General features: G+C 68.0%; 20 protein-coding genes and 1 tRNA gene. 13 read left to right on the top strand and 8 right to left on the bottom strand.

Translation table 11 applies throughout. The features are described 5' to 3' along the window. Nucleotides 1-65: 65 nt before the first annotated feature. Nucleotides 66-1,937 carry a molecular chaperone HtpG gene (gene htpG / locus AB7878_RS03360; RefSeq protein WP_369493002.1) on the top strand — a complete coding sequence of 624 codons (1,872 nt, stop codon included), beginning with the start codon at nt 66-68 and terminating at the stop codon, nt 1,935-1,937. A gap of 74 nt (nt 1,938-2,011) precedes the next feature. On the opposite strand, the gene AB7878_RS03355 is transcribed toward htpG, so the two are convergent. The 3 genes from AB7878_RS03355 to AB7878_RS03345 form a co-directional block, all read right to left on the bottom strand. Continuing rightward, entirely contained in the window at nt 2,012-2,590 is a 579-nt protein-coding gene (locus tag AB7878_RS03355; protein ID WP_369493001.1) for a hypothetical protein, read from the bottom strand. A gap of 61 nt (nt 2,591-2,651) precedes the next feature. Further along, complete coding sequence (locus tag AB7878_RS03350; RefSeq protein ID WP_369493000.1) at nt 2,652-3,311, bottom strand: DUF4124 domain-containing protein; 660 nt, start codon at nt 3,309-3,311, stop codon at nt 2,652-2,654. A gap of 105 nt (nt 3,312-3,416) precedes the next feature. Further along, the gene (locus AB7878_RS03345; RefSeq protein WP_369492999.1) at nt 3,417-3,737 is read right to left on the bottom strand and encodes a 2-hydroxyacyl-CoA dehydratase; all 321 of its coding nucleotides are present in this window, start codon (nt 3,735-3,737) and stop codon (nt 3,417-3,419) included. Nucleotides 3,738-3,848: 111 nt separating this feature from the next. Between AB7878_RS03345 and AB7878_RS03340 the strand changes: the two genes are divergently transcribed. The 3 genes from AB7878_RS03340 to AB7878_RS03330 all read left to right on the top strand — a co-directional run bounded on the left by AB7878_RS03340 (nt 3,849) and on the right by AB7878_RS03330 (nt 5,868). Further along, nucleotides 3,849-4,751, top strand: a complete 903-nt coding sequence (locus tag AB7878_RS03340) for an AEC family transporter (RefSeq protein WP_369492998.1) — start codon at nt 3,849-3,851, stop codon at nt 4,749-4,751. Between the two features lie 31 nt (nt 4,752-4,782). Beyond that, nucleotides 4,783-5,187, top strand: coding sequence for an RNA-binding S4 domain-containing protein (locus tag AB7878_RS03335; protein WP_369492997.1), 405 nt, complete (start codon nt 4,783-4,785; stop codon nt 5,185-5,187). 135 nt (nt 5,188-5,322) lie between these two features. Next, nucleotides 5,323-5,868, top strand: coding sequence for a response regulator (locus tag AB7878_RS03330; RefSeq protein WP_369492996.1), 546 nt, complete (start codon nt 5,323-5,325; stop codon nt 5,866-5,868). Nucleotides 5,869-5,941: 73 nt separating this feature from the next. On the opposite strand, the gene AB7878_RS03325 is transcribed toward AB7878_RS03330, so the two are convergent. Both AB7878_RS03325 and AB7878_RS03320 read right to left on the bottom strand, forming a co-directional pair. After that, nucleotides 5,942-7,390 (bottom strand): catalase, encoded by a 1,449-nt coding sequence (locus AB7878_RS03325; RefSeq protein WP_369492995.1) that lies wholly within the window; start codon nt 7,388-7,390, stop codon nt 5,942-5,944. 184 nt (nt 7,391-7,574) lie between these two features. Continuing rightward, a complete protein-coding gene (locus AB7878_RS03320) occupies nt 7,575-8,165 on the bottom strand; it encodes a TetR/AcrR family transcriptional regulator (protein ID WP_369492994.1) in 591 nt (196 codons plus the stop codon). A 107-nt stretch (nt 8,166-8,272) separates the two neighbouring features. On the opposite strand from AB7878_RS03320, the gene AB7878_RS03315 reads away from it, so the two are divergent. From AB7878_RS03315 to AB7878_RS03305, 3 genes are all read left to right on the top strand, one after another. Continuing rightward, nucleotides 8,273-8,908 (top strand): glutathione S-transferase family protein, encoded by a 636-nt coding sequence (locus tag AB7878_RS03315; protein WP_369492993.1) that lies wholly within the window; start codon nt 8,273-8,275, stop codon nt 8,906-8,908. A 26-nt stretch (nt 8,909-8,934) separates the two neighbouring features. Next, nucleotides 8,935-9,513: a dihydrofolate reductase family protein gene (locus tag AB7878_RS03310; RefSeq protein WP_369492992.1), complete on the top strand. Its 579-nt coding sequence runs from the start codon at nt 8,935-8,937 to the stop codon at nt 9,511-9,513. A 79-nt stretch (nt 9,514-9,592) separates the two neighbouring features. After that, a complete protein-coding gene (locus tag AB7878_RS03305; RefSeq protein ID WP_369492991.1) occupies nt 9,593-10,225 on the top strand; it encodes a response regulator in 633 nt (210 codons plus the stop codon). A 108-nt stretch (nt 10,226-10,333) separates the two neighbouring features. Here the strand turns inward: AB7878_RS03305 and mutS are convergent, their stop codons facing one another. Beyond that, on the bottom strand, nt 10,334-12,973 hold the full coding sequence (mutS, locus tag AB7878_RS03300; protein ID WP_369492990.1) for a DNA mismatch repair protein MutS: 2,640 nt from the start codon (nt 12,971-12,973) through the stop codon (nt 10,334-10,336). A gap of 77 nt (nt 12,974-13,050) precedes the next feature. On the opposite strand from mutS, the gene AB7878_RS03295 reads away from it, so the two are divergent. From AB7878_RS03295 to AB7878_RS03270, 6 genes are all read left to right on the top strand, one after another. Then, complete coding sequence (locus AB7878_RS03295; protein ID WP_369492989.1) at nt 13,051-13,560, top strand: CinA family protein; 510 nt, start codon at nt 13,051-13,053, stop codon at nt 13,558-13,560. A gap of 125 nt (nt 13,561-13,685) precedes the next feature. After that, complete coding sequence (gene recA / locus AB7878_RS03290; protein WP_369492988.1) at nt 13,686-14,723, top strand: recombinase RecA; 1,038 nt, start codon at nt 13,686-13,688, stop codon at nt 14,721-14,723. A 96-nt stretch (nt 14,724-14,819) separates the two neighbouring features. Beyond that, nucleotides 14,820-15,314 carry a regulatory protein RecX gene (locus tag AB7878_RS03285; protein ID WP_369492987.1) on the top strand — a complete coding sequence of 165 codons (495 nt, stop codon included), beginning with the start codon at nt 14,820-14,822 and terminating at the stop codon, nt 15,312-15,314. Between the two features lie 47 nt (nt 15,315-15,361). Then, the gene (alaS, locus tag AB7878_RS03280; RefSeq protein ID WP_369492986.1) at nt 15,362-18,004 is read left to right on the top strand and encodes an alanine--tRNA ligase; all 2,643 of its coding nucleotides are present in this window, start codon (nt 15,362-15,364) and stop codon (nt 18,002-18,004) included. A 252-nt stretch (nt 18,005-18,256) separates the two neighbouring features. Then, nucleotides 18,257-18,463 carry a carbon storage regulator CsrA gene (gene csrA, locus AB7878_RS03275; protein ID WP_369492985.1) on the top strand — a complete coding sequence of 69 codons (207 nt, stop codon included), beginning with the start codon at nt 18,257-18,259 and terminating at the stop codon, nt 18,461-18,463. A 73-nt stretch (nt 18,464-18,536) separates the two neighbouring features. Beyond that, nucleotides 18,537-18,629 (top strand) — tRNA-Ser (locus AB7878_RS03270). Nucleotides 18,630-19,177: 548 nt separating this feature from the next. On the opposite strand, the gene AB7878_RS03265 is transcribed toward AB7878_RS03270, so the two are convergent. Together AB7878_RS03265 and AB7878_RS03260 are read right to left on the bottom strand one after the other, a co-directional pair. Then, nucleotides 19,178-20,059 (bottom strand): sigma-70 family RNA polymerase sigma factor, encoded by an 882-nt coding sequence (locus AB7878_RS03265; RefSeq protein ID WP_369492984.1) that lies wholly within the window; start codon nt 20,057-20,059, stop codon nt 19,178-19,180. Beyond that, the gene (locus AB7878_RS03260) at nt 20,056-20,943 is read right to left on the bottom strand and encodes an alpha/beta fold hydrolase (RefSeq protein ID WP_369492983.1); all 888 of its coding nucleotides are present in this window, start codon (nt 20,941-20,943) and stop codon (nt 20,056-20,058) included. Before AB7878_RS03260 ends, AB7878_RS03265 begins: the two co-directional genes overlap by 4 nt. Between the last annotated feature and the right edge of the window lie 19 nt (nt 20,944-20,962).

Raw genomic sequence — 20,962 nt, 5'->3', positions numbered from 1 at the left:
GCCCTTCGGGCACCCTCTCCCGGAGGGAGAGGGGATCAACTCACTACCACTCGGAAGCACCCCGCATGACCGCACCCGCCGAAACCCGCAAGTTCGAAGCCGAAGTCGCCCAGGTGCTGCACCTGGTCACCCACTCGCTGTACTCGCACAAGGAGATCTTCCTGCGCGAGCTGATCTCCAACGCCTCCGACGCCTGCGACAAGCTGCGCTTCGAGGCGCTGGGCAAGCCGGAGCTGATGGGCAGCGACAGCGAGCTGCATATCGACGTGAGCTGGGACGAGGCCGCGCGCACCGTGACCGTGCGCGACAACGGCGTCGGCATGACGCGCGACGAGGTGGTGGCGAACATCGGCACCATCGCCAGCTCCGGCACGCGGCGTTTCCTCGAAGCGATGAGCGGCGAGCAGAAGGCCGACGCGCGGCTGATCGGCCAGTTCGGCGTGGGCTTCTATTCCGCCTTCGTGGTCGCCGACAAGGTCACTGTGCTGACCCGCCGCGCCGACGCGCCGGCCGGCGCGGGCGTGAAGTGGGAGAGCGACGGCAAGGGCGAGTACGCGCTGGAGCCGATCGAGTTGGCCGAGCGCGGCACCACCGTGGTGCTGCACCTGAAGGCCGACGAGGACGAGTTCCTCAAGGGCTGGCAGCTGCGTTCGCTGATCACCAAGTATTCCGATCACGTGGCGTTCCCGATCCGCGTGCCGCAGGAGAAGGATGGCAAGCCCACCGGCGAGTGGGAGACCGTCAACGACGCCTCCGCGCTGTGGGCCAAGCCGAAGTCCGAGATTTCCGATGCGGACTACCAGGGCTTCTACAAGTCGCTGGGCCACGACTTCAACGACGCGCTGGCCTGGACGCACAACCGCGTCGAGGGCAGCCAGAGCTTCACCACCTTGCTCTACATCCCGTCGCAGCCGCCGTTCGACCTGATGATGGGCGGGCGCGACGAGCGCAAGGGGCTGAAGCTCTACATCAAGCGCGTCTTCATCATGGATGCGGCCGAAGAGCTGCTGCCGAACTACCTCCGCTTCGTGCGCGGCGTGGTGGACGCCGACGACCTGCCGCTCAACGTCAGCCGCGAGATCCTGCAGCACAACCGCCAGTTGGAACGCATCAAGGCGGCTTGCGTGAAGCGCGTGCTGGACCTGATCGAGAAGCTGGCGAAGGACGAGCCGGAGAAGTTCAGCACTTTCATCAAGGCCTTCGGCAACACGCTGAAGGAAGGCATCAGCGAGGATGCGTCGAACCGCGAGCGCATCGCCAAGCTGTTGCGCTTCGCGTCCACGAAGGGCGAGGGCGCGCAGCAGAACGTCTCGCTGGACGACTACATCAGCCGCATGGCGGTGGGCCAGGATGCGATCTGGTACATCACCGCCGACAGCTACGCCGCCGCCGCCGGCAGCCCGCAGCTGGAAGCGTTCCGCGCCAAGGGCATCGAGGTGCTGCTGATGTTCGACCGCATCGACGAATGGATGGTCGGCTATCTCGGCGAATACGAAGGCAAGAAGCTCAGGAACGTGGCCAAGGGCGAGCTGCCGCTGGATGAGGCGGAGAAGAAGCAGCAGGAAGAAGTCGCGAAGGAAGCCGAGCCGCTGCTGAAGAAGCTGAAGAATCTGCTCGGCGAGCGCGTGGGCGACGTCAAGGTGTCCGCCCGTCTCACCGACTCGCCTTCCTGCCTTGCGCTCAGCGACTACGAGATGGCGCCGCACCTCGCGCGCCTGCTGCGCGAAGCCGGCCAGGAACTGCCCGAGAGCAAGCCCACGCTGGAGGTCAACCCGGCCCATCCGCTGCTGAAGCGCGTGGAAACGGAGGCCGACGAAGGCAGGGCAAGGGACCTCGCCAACCTGCTGCTGGAGCAGGCCGAGATCGCCGCCGGCGCCCCGTTGTCCGACCCCGCCGCGTTCGTGCAACGGATGAATCGGGTGCTGTTGGGGACTTGAGTCGTCGCATCGGTAGCCCCGCGCAACGAAAAGGCCCGTCGCTTGCGACGGGCCTTTGATTTCGGCACGGGGATTTACCGGGTGCGGGGCGGCGGATTGGACGCATTGCCGGGCATGCTTTGCACCGCAGGTGCCGGCGCCATGGCCGGTACCGGCTGGCTGCTCCCCTTGTAGGTTGCCCGGTAACCGTCGTGGTAGTAGTGCTGGACCGGCAGGGACGGGCGCATGCCACGGAAGCGCATGCCCTGGCTGGCCAGCGCGAGACGGTCGCCGTCGAGGTGCACCCAGTACCAGGAACCCGGCGGCACCGGCTTGGTCGAGACGTAGGCGAACCAGGCATCGTAGTTGCCGTCGGTGCGTGGCTCGGTGCGTACGGCCATGTTCATGATGAACTGGCTGGGTATCGGCTTGCCGTGCTTGTCGACGGCGGGCTTGCGGATCATCCCGTCGAGGTTCGCGCGCAACAGGCGGTTGAGCTTGGGCGTGAGCTGGTAGGCCGGCGAAGCGCTGGTGACCCTGCCTTGGGCGTTCACCTGCACCAGCACCGGCTCGACCCTGTGGGGGAACTGGTTGAGCGACATCGTATCGTCGGCGATGGCGCCCGTGCTGCCCAGCACTGCCATGGCGGCAACGGCAAGAAATGGGGTGCGCATGATGCTCTCCTTGCGTGTGGGGGTATTCACCCCATACGCCGGTACCGATGAGTTTGTCAATTCAGCATTGCACGCGCCCGCCGGCCAGCGTCGTGCAGCTCTTCACCCGCGGTTGATCGCGTACCGGCGGTGGCGGCCGCGCATGCGGCTGCCCGGGCTCGTGGCGGTCGAAGCGGGGTGGATGGAACGGTGGGTATGGGCGCGATCCGGCCCAGCCGTAGGGCGGGACCAGATAGGTCGGCTGGCTCAGTTCGGCCTGGTAGGTCGCATTCTGCTCGCGCAGCGCGTCGTTCTCGGCTTGCAGTTGCTCGCGCTCGGTGGCCTGCTCGGCCTGTGCCTGCAGTGCGGCGGTCTGCCGGGCCTGCGCGCGGGCCTGTTCGGCCTGCTGCTGCGCGAGTTCGGCCGTCTGTCTGGCCTGTTCGGCGCGGGCTTCCTCCGCGGCCTGGTGGATGGCGAGGCGCTCGCGATAGAGCGCATCCAAATGGTGGGACTTCGCCCAAGCCGTGGCGAGACTGTCCTGACCCAGGCGCAGGTAATAGTCGATGGTTTCGGTGGCGTCAGCCTGGTGCAGCAACTCGCCCTTGCCGGCGGGGCAGGGCCGGTCGGTGTAGGCGACTTGGCCGCCTTGCATGCACTTGTAGATGTCCTGCGCGCCAGCGTCGAACGGCGCCAGGGCCAGCAGCGCAAGCAGCGCGGATGCGAGGGCGGGAAGGCGGTTCATGCCGCCATTCTGCATCGCGCGGATGTTGTCCGGGCGTGACCTGGCATGCTTGGTCGGTTCGGTGGTTCCGGCACGCGGCGACGGGATGGCGCCGGCTGCCGCATCTCAGGTCGAGGGGGGCTGCTTCCGTCGCCGCGGCTTCTGCTCCGCCGACGCCAGCAACTGCTGCAGATAGGCGATGCCTTCCTCCTCGGGAAAGAACGCCACCACGTCGGCGACACTGAGATTGTGGCGGTCGCGCAGGGCGAGGAATTCACCGCGGGCGCGGGCGAGGCGTTCGGCTTCGGCGGCCTTCTTGCCAAGCGGCTTGGATTTCGGTGCGGGCTTCGGTGCAGGCTCCGGTGCCTGCTTCGGTTCGGGGTTGCCTTGCTCGAGTGCGGCGAGCTCGGCCTGGAACTGGCGGAAGTCGTAGGGCTTGGAACTCATGGTGCTCGCGCGGTTCGGGGTCCCGGCCATTCTCGCATGCCGGCGGCGTCCGCTTCCGGCGGTCGGCCGGATCGCGTCTAATGCGGCGCTGGTCCCCGCGAAATGTCCGCAATGAGTGCCTTGCTGCTGCTGTTCGTCTGTCTGGTGCTGGGCGCGCTGGTGCGCCGCTTGGCGCAGCCGCCGGCCGGCATCGTGCACGGGCTGAACTGGTGGGTGCTCAACATCGCGCTGCCGGCGCTGGTGCTGGAGCTGATCCCGCAGGTGCGGCTCGATGCGCAGCTGTGGTTCCTGGTAGCGGCGATATGGCTCACCTTCTTCGGCGCGTGGCTGCTGTTCGCGTGGATCGGGCCACGGCTGGGCTGGTCGCGCGGGCGCGTCGGCGCGCTGGTCCTGGTGTGCGGGTTGGGCAACACCTCGTTCATGGGCTATCCGATGCTGCAGGCGCTGCACGGGGAGGCCGGGCTGACGCTGGCCGTGGTGGCCGACCAGCTGGGTTGTTTCCCGCTGCTGGCCTCGGTGGGCGTGGTGGTGGCCTGCCTGTATGCGGGGCGTGATCCCGACCCGCGCCGGATCGCGCGGCGCATCGCCACGTTCCCCGCCTTCATCGCGCTGGTGGTCGGCGTCGTCGCGGGCATGCTGGGCGGCTGGCCGGCCGTGCTGGACGGCGTGTTCCATCCGCTGGGCGCCACGCTGACGCCACTGGCGCTGTTCTCCGTGGGGCTGCAGTTCCGTTTGCAGGTGGGCGGGCGTCAACTCGGCGCGGGGGCCTGGGGCCTGGGCTGGAAGCTGCTGCTGGCGCCGGCGCTGTGCTGGGCGCTGGGCGTGGCGGCCGGCGTGGGCGGGCTCACACTCACCGCCGGCGTGCTGCAGGCGGCGATGGCGCCGATGGTCTCGGCCACCATCCTCGCCGACGAGTACGGGCTGGATCCGGAACTGGCGAACACCGTGCTCGGCGCAGGCATCGTGCTGTCACTGGTGACGGTGCCCCTGGGCAACTGGCTGCTTGGGGCGTGATGGCATCGGCAATGCGGCGACAATGCCATCCATGAATGACCTGCACGACAACCCATCCGCCGAAGTACGCGTCGACGTGTGGCTGTGGGCCGCGCGCTTCTTCAAGACGCGCAGTCTCGCCAAGCAGGCGATCGACGGCGGCAAGATCGACGTCAACGGCGGCGGCTGCAAGCCGGCGAAGTCGTTGCGCGCGGGCGACAAGCTGAAGATCAGCCGGGGCGAGGAGCGGCTGGAGGTCGAGGTGTTGGCGCTGGCGGACAAGCGCGGCCCGGCCAGCGTGGCGCAGGCGCTGTACCGCGAGAGCGAGGCCAGCCAGCTGGCGCGCGATGCATCGCGCGAGCAGCGCCGGCTGGTCGGCGCGCAGGCGCCGCGCCAGCGGCCCGACAAGCATGCACGCAGGGAATTGCGTCGGTTGAAGGACCGGCATGAGACGTGATCGACATCTCCCGCACAGGCACTGAGCAGTGCATCGCAGATTGCGCCATGGTTCTGCCCCACCATCCGCAGCAACGACGGGTCGCGCCAAGTCTGCGACTTTCACTGGACAGGGATGGCTTCGGGGAGCCTCACGATGAACGGCATGGGATTCTTCAAGCGGTGGCTGGGCGGTGCCGACGCGTCGGCGCAGCAGTCGGAAGGCCGGCGGCAGGCGCCGCTGGGCACGCGCATGCTGGTGGTGGACGACTCGCCCACGATTTGCGCGGTGCTGGGCCGCATGCTGGAGCAGGACGGCTACGCGGTGCAGAAAGCGGCTGACGGCGAGCGGGCACTGGAGCTGGCGAAGGCCGAGCTGCCCGAACTGATCTTCCTCGACATCGTGCTGCCGGGCATCAACGGTTTCGCGGTGCTGCGCACGCTGCGCCACGACCCGCGCACCGCGCATATTCCGATCGTGATGATCAGCGGCAACCCGCAGGCCACCGAGCAGTTCTACGTGCAGCGCTACGGCGCCGACGACTTCCTGAAGAAGCCGTTCGGCCGCGCCGAAGTGCAGGCCAGCATCGAGGCGCTGGTACGCGCGGGCCGGCTGGCCGCCCGTCCGGTCGAGCCGCCGGTGGTGGCCGTGCCGCCAGTGGTCGAAGTCGTGCACGAAGTGATGACCGGCATGGCGGCCTGAGCCGCCGCCAGAACCTGTTTCGACGCCGACGGCCCGCGATAGCGGGCCGTCGGCTTGTGGCACCCCTGCGGGGTCAGGGCTTGAGCCCCAGTGCCTTGGCCACGCCCTCGCCATAGGCCTTGTCGGCCTTGCTGCAGTGCCCGATGTGGCGGCGCTGGATTTCCTCCGGCACGCCCTGCATCGCGCGCGCGGTGTTCTCGAACAGCGCCTTCTTCTGCTTCGCGCTCATCAGCCGGAACAGCGCGCCCGGCTGCGAGTAGTAGTCCTCGTCCACACGGTGGTTCCAGTGGTCGGCCGCGCCTTCGATCGACAGCGGCGGCTCGCGGAAATCCGGCTGCTCCTGCCATTCGCCGTAGCTGTTGGGCTCGTAGGCCAGCGTGCTGCCGTGGTTGCCGTCCACGCGCATCGCGCCGTCGCGGTGGAAGCTGTGGACCGGGCAGCGCGGTGCGTTCACCGGGATCTGGTGGTGGTTCACGCCGAGCCGGTAGCGCTGCGCGTCGCCGTAGGAGAACAGCCGCGCCTGCAGCATCTTGTCCGGCGAGAAGCCGATGCCGGGCACCACCTGCGCCGGGTTGAACGCGCTCTGCTCGACGTCGGCGAAGAAATTCTCCGGGTTCCTGTTGAGCTCCCACACGCCTACTTCGATCAGCGGATAGTCCTTGTGCGGCCACACCTTGGTGAGGTCGAACGGGTGGTACGGCACCTTGGACGCATCCTTCTCCGGCATGATCTGCACGCACAGCTTCCACTTCGGGAAGTCGCCGCGTGCTATCGCGTCGAACAGGTCGCGCTGGTGGCTTTCGCGATCCTTGCCGATGATTTTCTCCGCTTCGGCATCCGTGAGGTTCCTGATGCCCTGCTGGCAGACGTGGTGGAACTTCACCCAGTAGCGCTCGTTCTTCGCGTTGATGAAGCTGAAGGTGTGCGAGCCGAAACCGTGCATGTGGCGGTAGCTGGCGGGGATGCCGCGCTCGCTCATCACGATGGTGACCTGGTGCAGCGCCTCGGGCAGCGAGGTCCAGAAATCCCAGTTGTTCTGCGCGCTGCGCAGGTTGGTGCGCGGGTCGCGCTTCACCGCGTGGTTGAGGTCGGGGAACTTCAGCGGGTCGCGGAAGAAGAACACCGGCGTGTTGTTGCCGACCAGGTCCCAGTTGCCTTCCTCGGTGTAGAACTTCAGCGCGAAGCCGCGGATGTCGCGTTCGGCGTCGGCTGCGCCGCGCTCGCCGGCCACGGTGGTGAAGCGGGCGAACACCTCGGTCTGCTTGCCGACCTTGGAGAAGATCTTCGCCCGGGTGTACCTGGTGATGTCCTTCGTCACGGTGAAGGTGCCGAAGGCGCCCGAACCCTTGGCATGCATGCGCCGCTCCGGGATCACCTCGCGGTCGAAGTGGGCCAGTTTCTCCAGCAGCCACACGTCCTGCAGCAGGGCCGGGCCGCGCGGACCGGCGGTGAGGATGTTCTGGTTGTCCGGCACCGGTGCGCCGGCGACGGTGGTGAGGCGGGGTTTGCGGTTCCTGGGCATGGCGGGCTCCGGATGGCGGTGGGTCTGTGGATCGAATCTACGCAGTGGCGACGGCCGTTGGAATTCGCTTGTTTCGATGTGGCCGATAGCGCATGGCTATGGGTGCCGTCCGCGACGCTGGCGGACGCACAGACATGCCATGCCCGCGGTGGACGACAGGTGATGCCGCTGCGCGCGGCGCGGCTCAGTCGATCAGTTCGTGCGCCGTGGCGCGTGCCGCCGCGCGGATTTCCTCGCGGAAGGCGTCGTCCTCGATGGTGCGCGCCAGCACCATGCCGCCCACGCACAGTGCAGCGAGCGCGAGTCCGCGCTGACGTGCGGCCTCCGCGCCGGCGGATGCCTCGGCGCCTTGCGCGAGCATGCCGGCCATGCGTTCCAGCAGTCCGTGGTAGGCACGTTTCACGCCGGTGCCGGCACGCGCCACGTCGGAGGGCAGGGCGATCATCGGGCACTGGCCCTCGACGTCGTCCAGGTGTTCGTGCGAGAGGTAGACGTCGACCATCTGGCGGGCGAACGCGCTGCCGCGGCGCGCGGGATCGAAATCCAGCTGCGGCCAGCGCTCGTGCGGATTGAAGTCCCGGTAGGCCGCCACCGCTTCCACGTACAGGTCTTCCTTGGTCTTGAAGTGGTTGTAGAAGCCGCCGCGGGTGAGGCCGGCGCTGGCCATGATCTCGTCGATCGAGACCTCGGCGAAGCCCTTGCGGTTGAACAGTACGCGGGCGCACTCGACGATGTGCGCGCGGGTCCGCTGCTTGTGCTCGGCGCTGTACGGCATGGCGTTTTCCTCCGGTTCCGGCAAGCGTAGCGCCGACGCTGAATATGTTCTTGAACATATGTAGATGCGGCGCAGACTGCGCTCCACCACCCCCGAGGAGCGTCCCCATGAAGCTGTACTACGCCGAGACCTTCAATCCGCGCAGAGCCTGTGCGGTGGCGAAATACCTGCAATCTCCGGTCGAGTACATACGCGTCGACCTTGCCCACGGCGAGCACCGCCAGCCGCCGTACCTCGCGCTGAATCCGAACGGCAAGGTGCCGCTGCTGGTCGACGGTGCGCTGCGCCTGTGGGAGGCCGACGCGATCATGGTGCATCTGGCGACCCGGGCCGGCTCGGACCTGTGGCCGTCCGTCCCCGCGTTGCAGGTCGAGGCGCTGCGCTGGCTGTCGTGGAACCAGGCGCATTTCTCGCGGCACGGCGGCTCGCTGTACTTCGAGCATCTGATCAAGCCCTGGCTGGGCATGGGCGAAGCCGATGCGGCCGCGGTGGCCGAGGCGGGCAAGTTCTTCCGGCAGTTTGCGGCTGTCCTCGACGCGCATCTGGCCGAACACGAGTGGCTGGTCGGCGGGCGGCTGGGCGTGGCGGATTTCGCCGTCTCCACACCGCTGGGCTGGGCGAAGGAAGCACGGCTTCCGCTGGACGGCTTCGAGCACCTCGCGCGCTGGCACCGGCAATTGCAGGCCCTGCCGGCCTGGCGCGAACCGTTCCCGGACGCGAGCGCCGCCGGCGCCGTCGCCTGAATTCGCATCCCGACGAGGTACAAGCCATGCGCAGACTGATCGCCTTCGAAATGCTGACGCTGGACGGCTGTTATGCAGGCACGGACGGCGATCTCGACTGGGCCCATCGCCGGGAACGCGACGCGGAGTGGGACGCCTTCGTGGCGGGCAATGCCGGCAGCGGCGGCGAGCTGGTGTTCGGGCGCCGCACCTACGAGATGATGGTGTCCTGGTGGCCCACGCCGGCGGCCGCGCAGCACGAACCGCGGGTGGCCGAGGCGATGAACGCACTGCCGAAGTTCGTCTGTTCGCGCACCATGCATGAGGCCGATTGGAACAACACCACAGTGTTGCCAGGCGACGCGGCCTCCCGCCTGCAGGAACTGAAGCGCAGTCCGGGCGCGGACCTGGTGATTCTCGGCAGCGGTGAACTGGTGGCCGCGCTGGCGCCGACCGGGCTGATCGACGAGTACCAGCTGGCGCTCATCCCGGTGGTGCTGGGCCGGCGTGGCAAGCCGCTGTTCGGCAGCGTCGAGCACGGCATGGAGCTTCGCCTCGCCGAGTCGCGGCGCTTCGGCAACGGCAACCTGCTGCTCTGTTACCGGCCGCGGTCGCCCGTGGCGTAAATCCCCCTGCTTGCGTCCGCCCGCGCCGGCACCGAAACTGCGCCGGCGCGGGCGCCTTCGCCGGCGAAGGGGCAGGGGAATGGCCGGTTTCGGTTTGTTGAAGCGCCTGGTGGCCGGCGGCGAGCGCCGCCACAGCGAGCCGCGCGTGCGCGCGGCGACCAGCACCCGGGTGCTGGTGGTGGACGACTCGGCGACGATACGCGCGGTGCTGGGCAAGATGCTTGGCCAGGACGGCTACGAGGTGCTCAAGGCGGCCGACGGCGAGAGCGCGCTGGAACTGGCGCGCAGCGAGCGCCCCGACCTGGTCTTCCTCGACATCGTGCTGCCCGGCCTGTCCGGTTTCACGGTGCTGCGCACGCTGCGCCACGATCCGCTGACCGCGCACATCCCGATCGTGATGATCAGCGGCAACGTGCAGGCCACCGAACAGTTCTACGTGCAGCGCTACGGCGCCGACGATTTCATGAAGAAGCCGTTCGGCCGCGCGGAGGTGTTCGAGCGCATCCAGCAACTGGTGCTGGCGGGTCGCCTGACGGCGCGCGCGCCGGTCGGGCAGGCCCGGCCGCCGGCCGGCGTGAGCCAGGCCGAGTGGGACGCGATTCCCGACATCGCGATGCCGGACGAGGCGCATGTAGCGCAAGAGGCAGCTGCGAAGCTGGACGATTCAGCCCTGCAGGTGCAGGGGCACCGTCTGCGTGAAGGAAAGGAGTGAGTGCGGAGGAGTGAGAGAGAAGCCGGGCGCATCGTTTCCCGTGCTTTCTCTGTCTGCTCACTGCTCTTCACTTACTTCTCGTTGTCGTGCACAGAGTGCACGGCTGGATCAGCGCAGGCTTTTCAACCGGTACAGCGCCTCCAGCGCCTCGCGCGGCGTCAGCGCGTCGGGATCGATGGCGTCCAGCGCGTGTTCCACCGCCGACGGCGCCGGCGGCGCAAACAATCCCAGTTGCGGCGAGGCATCGGCGGCGGCCACCGGCGCGCCGGCGTGTGCGTGCATGCCGCGTTCGAGTTCTGCCAGCGTGCGCCGCGCGTCGGCGATCACCGGCTTGGGCAGGCCGGCCAGCGCCGCCACCTGCAGGCCGAAGCTGCGATTCGCGGGACCGTCCTTGACCGCGTGCATGAACACCAGTTGTTCGCCGTACTCGACGGCATCCAGATGCACGTTGGCGATGCCGGAGTGTTCGGCCGCCAGTTCCGTCAGCTCGAAGTAGTGCGTGGCGAACAGGGTGAACGCGCGGCTGGCGGTGGCCAGGTGCACCGCGGCGGCACGCGCCAGCGCGAGGCCATCGTAGGTGCTGGTGCCGCGGCCCACCTCGTCCATCAGCACCATGCTGTGCGCGGTGGCGTTGTGCAGGATGTTCGCGGTTTCGCTCATCTCCACCATGAAGGTGGACTGGCCGCGCGAGAGGTCGTCGCCCGCGCCGATGCGGGTGAAGATGCGATCGACCGGGCCGATCACCGTGCGGCTCGCAGGCACGTAGCTGCCGATGTGGGCGAGCAGCACGATCAGCGCGTTCTGCCGCATGTAGGTGCTCTTGCCGCCCATGTTGGGACCGGTGATGACCAGCATGCGGCGGCCGTCGGCTAGCTTCAGGTCGTTCGGCTCGAACGGCTCCTCGCGCACCTTCTCCACCACCGGATGGCGGCCGCGCTCGATGGCGATGCCGGGCTCGTCGGTGAGCTCGGGCGCGCTCCAGTCCAGCGTCTCCGCGCGTTCGGCCAGCGTCGCCAGCACGTCCAGCTCGGCGATGGCGGCCGCGGCCTGTTTCAGCGGTTCGAGTTTTTGGATGAGCGTGTCGAGCAATGCCTCGTACAGTGCGCGCTCGCGCATCAGCGAGCGTTCCTTCGCGCTGAGCACCTTGTCCTCGAACTGCTTCAGCTCCTCGGTGATGTAGCGCTCGGCGTTCTTGGTGGTCTGCCGGCGCGTGTAGTGCGTGGGCGCCTTGTCCGACTGTGCCTTGCTGATCTCGATGTAGTAGCCGTGCACGCGGTTGTAGCCCACCTTGAGCGTGGAGATGCCGCTGGCGGCTTTCTCGCGCTCCTCCAGTTCCACGAGGTACTGGTCGGCATGGGTGGAGAGGCGGCGCAGTTCGTCGAGCTCCGCGTCGTAGCCGTCGGCGATGACGCCGCCGTCGCGTTGCAGCACGGGCGGCTGCGGCACGATGGCGCGGGCGAGCAGGGCGGCGTTGTCGGCGTGGTCGCCGATGTGTTCGACCAGGGCGTGCAAGAGCGGGCTGAGGCTTTCTTGAAGAGTGCGGCCATGGATGGCCGCTTCCTGATTTTCGCGATCAGGGATGATCGCACTGGTACAGAGTGCGCGTGCAAGCTCCGGCGCCGCCAAGAGACCATCGCGCAAGGTGGACAGGTCGCGCGGCCGCGCCGAGCGCAACGCCACGCGGGCGAGGATGCGTTCCAGGTCGCCGATGCCGCGAAGTTGTTCGCGCAACGCTTCGTAACGGCGGTTGTCGACCAGCGCGGCGATGGCCTGATGCCGCCCACGCAGCACGTCGCGCGAACGCAGCGGACGGTTGAGCCAGCGCCGCAGCAGACGCGCGCCCATCGGCGTCACGGTTTCGTCCAGCACGCCGAGCAGGGTGTGCTCGGTGCGGCTGCTGGGATGCGTGTCCAGTTCCAGGTTGCGGCGGGTGGCGGCATCCAGCGCGATGGTCTCGCTGGCCGCTTCCACCGCCATGCCGCTGAGATGCGGCAGCGCGCTCTTCTGGGTTTCCTCGACGTAGCCGAGCAGGCAGCCGGCGGCACCGATCGCCAGCGGCAGCTTGTCCACGCCGAAGCCACCGAGGTCGCGCGTACCGAAGAAGCGGTTCAGCTCGCGCCGCGCCGCATCGCTCTCGAAATGCCACGGCGGCCGCTTGCGCAGGCCGGGCAGGGCGGCGACCAGCTTCGGCCACGCCACGCTTTCGTCCACCAGGGTCTCGGCGGGCTGCAGGCGCGCCAGCTCCGCGGCCAGCGCTTCGGCGTTGGGCACCTCGCTCAGCAGGAAGCGGCCGCTGGACAGGTCCACCCAGGCGAGGCCATAGCCGTCCTTCGCACCCGCGGCGATCGCCAGCAGCAGGTTGTCGCGGCGTTCCTCCAGCAGCGCGGCGTCGGTCACCGTACCCGGCGTGACCACGCGCACCACCTTGCGCTCCACGATGCCCTTGGCCAGCGCCGGATCGCCGATCTGCTCGCAGATCGCCACCGATTCGCCCAGCCGTACCAGTTTCGCCAGGTAATTCTCCACCGCGTGGTAGGGCACGCCCGCCATCGGGATCGGCGCACCCGCCGACTGCCCGCGCTGGGTCAGCGTGATGTCGAGCAGCCGCGCCGCCTTGCGCGCGTCGTCGTAGAACAGCTCGTAGAAATCGCCCATGCGGAAGAACAGCAGCACATCCGGGTGCGCCGCCTTGGCGGTGAGGTACTGGCGCATCAGCGGGGTGTGCAGGGAGAGATCGTCGTGACTCATGGACGCCGCGGTCGGGAAAGGGTGGAACGGGCTTGCCGGTCGCGTTACCGTGCCGGTCTCAAGACCGGGAGTCTCGCATGGAGTCGTCGTCCGTTCCTACCGATGCCGAATTGCACGCGCTGGCGCAGGCGGTGGCGGAGGAGACGCTGCGCCAGCGCCTGATGCTGGTCACCGCCGAGTCCTGCACCGGCGGCTGGATCGCCAAGACGCTCACCGACCTGCCGGGCAGCTCGGCCTGGTTCGACGCCGGCGTGGTGACCTACAGCTACGAGGCGAAGCAGGCGCTGCTCGGCGTGGATCCGCGCACGCTGGAACACGTCGGCGCGGTGAGCGAAGAGACGGCGCTGGAGATGGTTTCCGGCGCGCTGGCGCGTTTCGGCGCGGGCGTGGCGGTGGCGGTCACCGGTATCGCCGGTCCCAGCGGCGGCACGCCGGACAAGCCGGTGGGCACGGTATGGATCGCGTGGAAGCGCCGCGGCGGCTACGCCCACGCACAGCTGTTCCATTTCGCCGGCGATCGCGAGGCGGTGCGCCGGCGGACCGTGGCCGCGGCCCTCGCCGGCCTGCGGAAAACCCTGACGGCATGAGGCGCCGCGGGCCGGCTGGCGGGCTTGACCGCTGTGGGATACTTGGGACTCGTCGCTGATCGCAGCCCGTGAGACGCGATCCGGGCATCATGCCTCCCATTCACAGCCCAACCGGAACCAAGACGATGGATGACAACAAGCGCAAGGCTCTCGCCTCCGCCCTCGGCCAGATCGAAAAGCAGTTCGGCAAGGGTGCCGTGATGCGCATGGGCGACCGCGTCAACGAGGCGATCGAGACGGTCTCCACCGGTTCGCTGGGGCTGGACATCGCGCTCGGCGTCGGCGGCCTGCCGCGTGGCCGCGTGGTCGAGATCTACGGCCCGGAGTCGTCCGGCAAGACCACCATGACCTTGCAGGCGATCGCCAACTGCCAGCGCGCCGGCGGTACCGCCGCGTTCGTCGATGCCGAACACGCGCTCGATCCCACCTATGCGGAAAAGCTCGGCGTCAACGTCGACGACCTGCTGGTCTCGCAGCCGGACACTGGCGAGCAGGCGCTGGAAATCGCCGACATGCTGGTGCGCTCCGGTGCGGTGGACATGGTGGTGGTCGACTCGGTCGCCGCGCTGACGCCGAAGGCGGAAATCGAAGGCGAGATGGGCGATTCCCACGTCGGCCTGCACGCCCGCCTGATGAGCCAGGCGCTGCGCAAGCTCACCGCCAACATCAAGAAGTCGAACTGCCTCGTCATCTTCATCAACCAGATCCGCATGAAGATCGGCGTGATGTTCGGCAGCCCCGAGACCACCACCGGCGGCAACGCGCTGAAGTTCTACGCCTCGGTGCGCCTGGATATCCGCCGCATCGGCGCGGTGAAGAAGGGCGAGGAAATCATCGGTTCGGAAACCCGTGTCAAGGTGGTGAAGAACAAGGTGGCGCCGCCGTTCCGCCAGGCCGAGTTCGAGATCCTGTACGGCGAGGGCACCTCGCGCGAAGGCGAGATCATCGAGCTGGGCGTGGCGCAGAACCTGATCGACAAGTCCGGCGCCTGGTACAGCTACAAGGGCGACCGCATCGGCCAGGGCAAGGAAAACGTGCGCCAGTTCCTGCGCGACAACCCCGCCATCGCCAACGAGATCGACGCCGAGCTGCGCGCCCGCCTGCTGGTGGGCGGTGCCGGCAAGGCCGCCGCGGCGTCCGAGGAAGCGCTGGAAGAGGCGTAAGGTGCTGCTCCAGCTTGACTCCCTCTCCCCCGACTCGTCGGGGGAGAGGGTTGGGGGTGAGGGGGCGCTCTCGACCTGATTGCCGGGACGTCGCGCATGAAACGCCGTGACGACACCACCGAGAAGAAACCACGCCCCAGCGCCTACGACAAGGCGTTGGGCCTGCTCGCACGCCGCGAGCAGTCGAAGCGCGAACTGCGCCGCAAACTCGGCCAGGGCGGCTACGCCACTGACGAGGCCGATGAGGCCGTGGTCAGGCTCAGCGAGCAGCACTACCAGGACGACGAACGCTTCGCCGGGATGCTCCTGCGCAACCGCGCCGCCCAGGGCTACGGTCCGGCGCGCATCCGCATGGAATTGAAGACCCACGGCCTGTCCGACGCGGCGATCCGCCAGCTGCTGGACGAGTGCGAGGTGGACTGGAACGTCAGCGCGATGAACCAGTTGCGCCGGCATTACGGCGGCAAGGCCGCCGCGGATCGCGCCGAGCAGGGCAAACGGGCACAATTCCTCCTGCGCCGCGGCTTTGCCGCCGCCACGGTAAGATACGCAACCCACGCCGAAGTGGACGAGGCCGACGAGGAAACTTGATCGCGGCAGCGCCGCGGCGTGTCTCTCATGGACATTGCCGCCACCGCATGAAAACCGCCGACATCCGCTCCGCCTTCCTCGACTTCTTCCGCGCGAAGGGCCACACCATCGTGCCGTCCGCCTCGCTGGTGCCGGCCAGCGACCCGACCCTGTTGTTCACCAACTCGGGCATGGTGCCGTTCAAGAACGTGTTCCTGGGCAGCGAAAAGCTGCCCTACGTGCGCGCGGCCGACGTGCAGCGCTGCCTGCGCGCCGGCGGCAAGCACAACGACCTGGACGCCGTGGGCTACACCGCGCGCCACCACACCTTCTTCGAGATGCTGGGCAACTGGTCGTTCGGCGACTACTTCAAGCGCGAGGCGATCGCCTGGGCGTGGGAGCTGCTCACCGGCGTGTTCAAGCTGCCGGCGGAGAAGCTCTGGGTCACCGTCTACCACACCGACGACGAGGCCTACGACATCTGGCACAAGATCGTGGGCGTGCCGGCCGAGCGCATCGTGCGCATCGGCGACAACAAAGGGGCGCCGTTCGCTTCCGACAACTTCTGGCAGATGGCCGACACCGGCCCCTGCGGTCCCTGCACCGAGATCTTCTACGACCACGGTGCGGAAATCGCCGGCGGTCCGCCCGGCTCGCCGGACGAGGACGGTGATCGCTACATCGAGATCTGGAACCTGGTGTTCATGCAGTTCGACCGTGCGCCCGACGGCACGCTGTCGCCGCTGCCCGCACCCTGCGTGGACACCGGCATGGGCCTGGAGCGCCTCGCCGCCGTGCTGCAGCACGTGCATTCCAACTACGAGATCGACCTGTTCCAGCACCTCGTCAAGGTGGCGGCCGAGCTCACCGGCACGAAGAACCTCGCCAACCAGTCGCTGCGCGTGATCGCCGACCACGTGCGCGCCTGCTCGTTCCTGATCGTCGATGGCGTGTTGCCGTCCAACGAGGGGCGCGGCTACGTGCTCCGCCGCATCATCCGCCGCGCCCTGCGCCACGGCTGGATGCTGGGCGTGCGCGGCGACTTCTTCTGGAAGATGGTGCAGCCGCTGGTCGAGGAAATGGGCGAAGCCTATCCCGAGCTCAAGCAGAAGCAGAGTTTCGTGGAAGACGCGCTGCGCACCGAGGAAGTGCGCTTCGGCGAGACACTGGAACATGGCATGCGCCTGTTCGACGAGGTGGCTGCGAAGTCGGGCAAGACCATCCCCGGCGCGGACGCGTTCCGCCTCTACGACACCTATGGCTTCCCGGTCGACCTCACCGCCGACATCGCGCGCGAGCGCGGGCTCACCGTGGACATGGCCGGCTTCGAGCAGGCGATGAACGAGCAGCGCGAGCGCGCCCGCGCCGCGGGCAAGTTCGAGGCGAAGGGCCAGATGCCGGCCGAGCTTGCCAGCCAGCTCGCGCCCACCGCCTTCCTCGGCTACGAGGCGCTGGCCGCGCGGGGCTGCAAGGTGCTGGGCATCGTGCGCGACGGTCGCGAGGTGCAGCAACTCGGCGAAGGCGAGCAGGGCTACCTGATCCTCGACCGCACGCCGTTCTACGCCGAGTCCGGCGGCCAGGTGGGTGACACCGGCGCGCTGTCGAACGGCGCGGGCCGCTTCGCCGTGGCCGACACGCAGAAGATGGGTGGCGTGTTCTTCGGCCATGCCGGCAGCTGGCATGGCGCGCAGCCGCTCAAGACCGGCGACGTGGTGGATGCGCAGGTCGACGCCACGCGTCGCCAGGCCATCGTGCTGAACCACTCCGCCACCCACCTGCTGCACGCCGCGCTGCGCAAGGTGCTGGGCACCCACGTCACCCAGAAGGGTTCGCTGGTGGCGCCCGAGCGCCTGCGTTTCGACTTCGCCCACCACAAGCCGGTGAGTCGCGAGGAGCTGGCCGAGGTCGAGGCACTGGTCAACGCCGAAGTACGTCGCAACGCGGATGCCGAAGTGCGCCACATGGCCTACGACGACGCGATCGCCTTCGGCGCGATGGCGCTGTTCGGCGAGAAGTACGGCGACGAAGTGCGCGTGCTGAAGATGGGCGATTTCTCGACGGAACTCTGCGGCGGCACCCACGTGGGTCGCACCGGCGACATCGGCCTGTTCAAGATCGTCGCGGAATCCGGCGTGGCCTCCGGCGTGCGCCGCGTCGAGGCGGTCACCGGCGCCGGCGCGCTGGCCTTCGTGACGGACGAGGAACGTCGTCTGGGCGAACTGTCGCAGCTGCTTTCCAGCAGCGGCGACGACGCGATCGACAAGCTGCGCCAGCTGTTCGACAAGCAGAAGAAGCTGGAGCGTGAACTGGAATCGTTGCGCGCGAAGGCCGCCGGCAGCGCCACCGCCGAACTGGCCAGCAACGCGCACGAAGTGGACGGCATCAAGGTGGTCGCTGCGCGCCTGGAAGGGTTGGACGCCAAGGCGTTGCGCGACAGCGTGGACCAGCTCAAGCAGCAACTGGGCGACTGCGTGATCCTGCTGGCGGGTGCGGCCGACGGTCGCGTGTCGTTGATCGCCGGCGTGCACGGTCGCGCGCTGGGCCGCGTCAAGGCCGGCGACGTGGTCTCGCACGTGGCGAAGCAGATCGATGGCAAGGGCGGCGGCCGCCCCGACATGGCGCAGGGCGGTGGTGTGGATGCGCCCGAGCTGTCGACAATCCTGGCTGGCTTGCCGTCGTGGGCAGCCGGCCAGCTGTCGGCCCGAACCTGACGTCAACCACAATCCCTGCCACAGGTCATGCCTGTGCGCATTGCACCGGTGATGGTTGCTCGCTAGTATCGCCCGAATACCGATCGGCGCCTGCCGCGCACGGCCAACCGGTTGTCGCGACAGGTAGCTGGATGGAGAGCCGGGAAGGCGGTAGGGCCTTCGACGGGTCGATCGTCGAACCGCGGTGATGGACGCTCAGGGGTGAGGCACCATCTTCGCGGTCTGGAACCAGGAATTAATGGAGTAGTAACCATGTTGATTCTGACCCGCAGGGTTGGCGAAACCCTGATGATCGGCGACGAGGTGACCGTCACCGTTCTGGGCGTGAAAGGCAATCAGGTGCGCATCGGCATCAATGCGCCGAAGAACGTCGCCGTGCATCGCGAAGAGATCTACCAGCGCATCAAGGGCGAGCACGAAGCAGGCGGCGGTCCCGCCTCCGGCGGCGACGAACACTGATCGCGGCATCCGGGCTTTACCTCAAGCCGGTCGGCGGTTATTCTTGCCGACCCTGCCGCAGCACCACAAACCCGGAGAGATGCCCGAGTGGCCGAAGGGGCTCCCCTGCTAAGGGAGTATAGGGTCAAAAGCCTTATCGAGGGTTCGAATCCCTCTCTCTCCGCCAGATACGCAAAACGCCCCCTCGCGGGGCGTTTTGCGTATCTGGCGGAGAGAGAGGTGTGGACGAAACCTCTCGGGTTCGACCGATTCGCCGGGAGCGAATCGGGACAGCCGAAGGCTGGCCCCGTAGCGCGCAGCGCGAAGGGGTGAGCCCCATGGATGGGGCGAACAATCCCTCGCGCCACGCCAACGTGACGCTGATCGAAGCGCGCCCCCTCGTGGGGCGTTTTGCGTATCTGGCGGAGAGACGAGGTGTGGACGAAACCTCTCGGGTTCGACCGATTCGCCGGGAGCGAATCGGGACAGCCGAAGGCTGGCCCCGTAGCGCGCAGCGCGAAGGGGTGAGCCCCATGGATGGGGCGAACAATCCCTCGCGCCACGCCAACGTGACGCTGATCGAAGCGCGCCCCTCGTGGGGCGTTTTGCGTATCTGGCGGAGAGAGAGGTGTGGACGAAACCTCTGGTGATTCGGCGCAGCTTGCTGCTGCGGCACCCGCGCCACTTCCGGTAGCGGGAGCAGCATCGGTCTGTCTTCACCCCTCCCTCAGGTGATCAATGCCCGCCCTCGTCGCTCTCCTGGCCCAGCCTCACCCAGTCGATGGCTTCGAGCACATAGGGAGCGAACAGGAAGTCCCGGATCCGGGTGATCCGATTCTCCGCCCAGTCGATCAGGACAAAATGCGCGGGACTCTCCATCGGGCCGGTGCTGTCGAAGACCAGCATCGCCGGCCGCCCTTCGACCGCACCGAGGGTGAACCGCCATTTCGTCACTTCCGCGTAGCGCGTGAAATAGGGAACGATCTTGTCGCGCCCGTCCAGTTGCAGCCGGTTCACCAGGTCGAGCTTCACGTCGTCGGCGAGCATGGCGCGGATCGCATCGAAATCGCCGCTCTGGAACAGGTCCACATAGGCGGCGATCTTCCGCCGGGCTGCGTCGGACATCAGCGGCAGCCGGGCGTCTTCGGGTGCCTGCGCGAGTCGGCGCAGCGCGGCGCGCCCGCGCTGCAGCGCCGACTTGGCCGCCGCCGGAGAGCACTCGGCGATGCCTGCGATCTCGTCGATCGAATGACCCAGGACGTCCTTGAGGATCACCGCGCAGCGCTGGAGCTCGGGCAGCCGCAGGAACGTCTGAAAGCTGATCGCGACGATGTCTGCCTCGGGCATCGGCGTTGCCTCGATGTCCTCGGTGAGCGGAACGACCGTGCCCCGGGACCGGACGCGCAGGAAATCGAGACTCGCGTTGTGGGCGATGCGGAACAGCCAGCCTTCGAGATGGTCCACCCCGGCGCCCTGGGCCCGCGCGTGCAGGGCCTTGACGAGGACGTCCTGCAGGATGTCCTCGCCATCGATCGCCGACCCGGTCATGCGCGCGCAGTAGCGATGGAGGCGCGGCCGCAGCGCTTTCAGGCGATCCTCGAATTCGTCCGTGCTCATGTCGGAACCTGCTGCGCTGGTGTGCCCCGGCGGGCCAGGGATGGGATGCCGGCAAGTATTCGCGCGAGGGCGGCCGGTTGCGACAGGAAGGGAGAGTGGCTGCTCTCCAGCGTGTGGGGAGTCGTCTTGCCGCCGATGGCGGCGTCCATCGCCGCCATCATGTGATCCTGGCCGGCCAGGGGAATGGCGCAATCCTGCGTGCAGCGGATGTAATGGCGCGGCACCGTGCCGAATCGGCCCTGGGTGACTGCCGATGGCGCCAGCGCGCCAGCGTTTGATTCGTCGCAATGGAGCTGCGATGCGGCGTGCGTGAAATCGGCTTCGGGCACATCGTGGTAGAACGAGGCCTTGAGCAGCGACCGGTAGGCGTGGTCGGTCGACCCCGGGTGAATCCGGGTGGCGCCGATGATGGCGGGGTTGCCCACGAACAGCCGGGGCGCCAATGCCGAGGACAGCGTTTCGTGCCGGAGCATTTCGAGCAGCGTCATGCCGGTCGGCACCATGAACCCGGCGAGATACACGACCGCATGCAGCAGTGTCGGCACCTGTTCGGCCACCGCCGAAATCGTCATGCCGCCGGCCGAATGCCCGACCAGGACGACCCGGCCCCGCGAGGCAGCTTCCTTCACCAGTGCGACGACCGCCTGCGTCCGCTGGTCTTGCGTCACGCCGGCGCTGGGCGACGGCTCGGTGGCGAATGCGACGGGGTCGAACGGCACGCGATCAAGCGATGCCGGCGCAGTCGCATGAACCCCGGCGCCGGGGAGATCCAGCGTCATGGCCTCGAAGCCGCCGGCTTCGAGCAGGGGTGTGACGCGGTTCCACGCTGAACGGTTGTGCCAACCGCCGTGGACCAGGACAAAAACCGTCTTGCTTGCTGACATGGATGGGCTCTCTTGGTGT

It is taken from the genome of Rhodanobacter humi, assembly GCF_041107455.1.
Classification (GTDB): Bacteria; Pseudomonadota; Gammaproteobacteria; order Xanthomonadales; family Rhodanobacteraceae; genus Rhodanobacter_A.
Note: the sequence above shows the minus strand (reverse complement) of the source record. Positions and strands in the feature narration are given on the sequence as shown.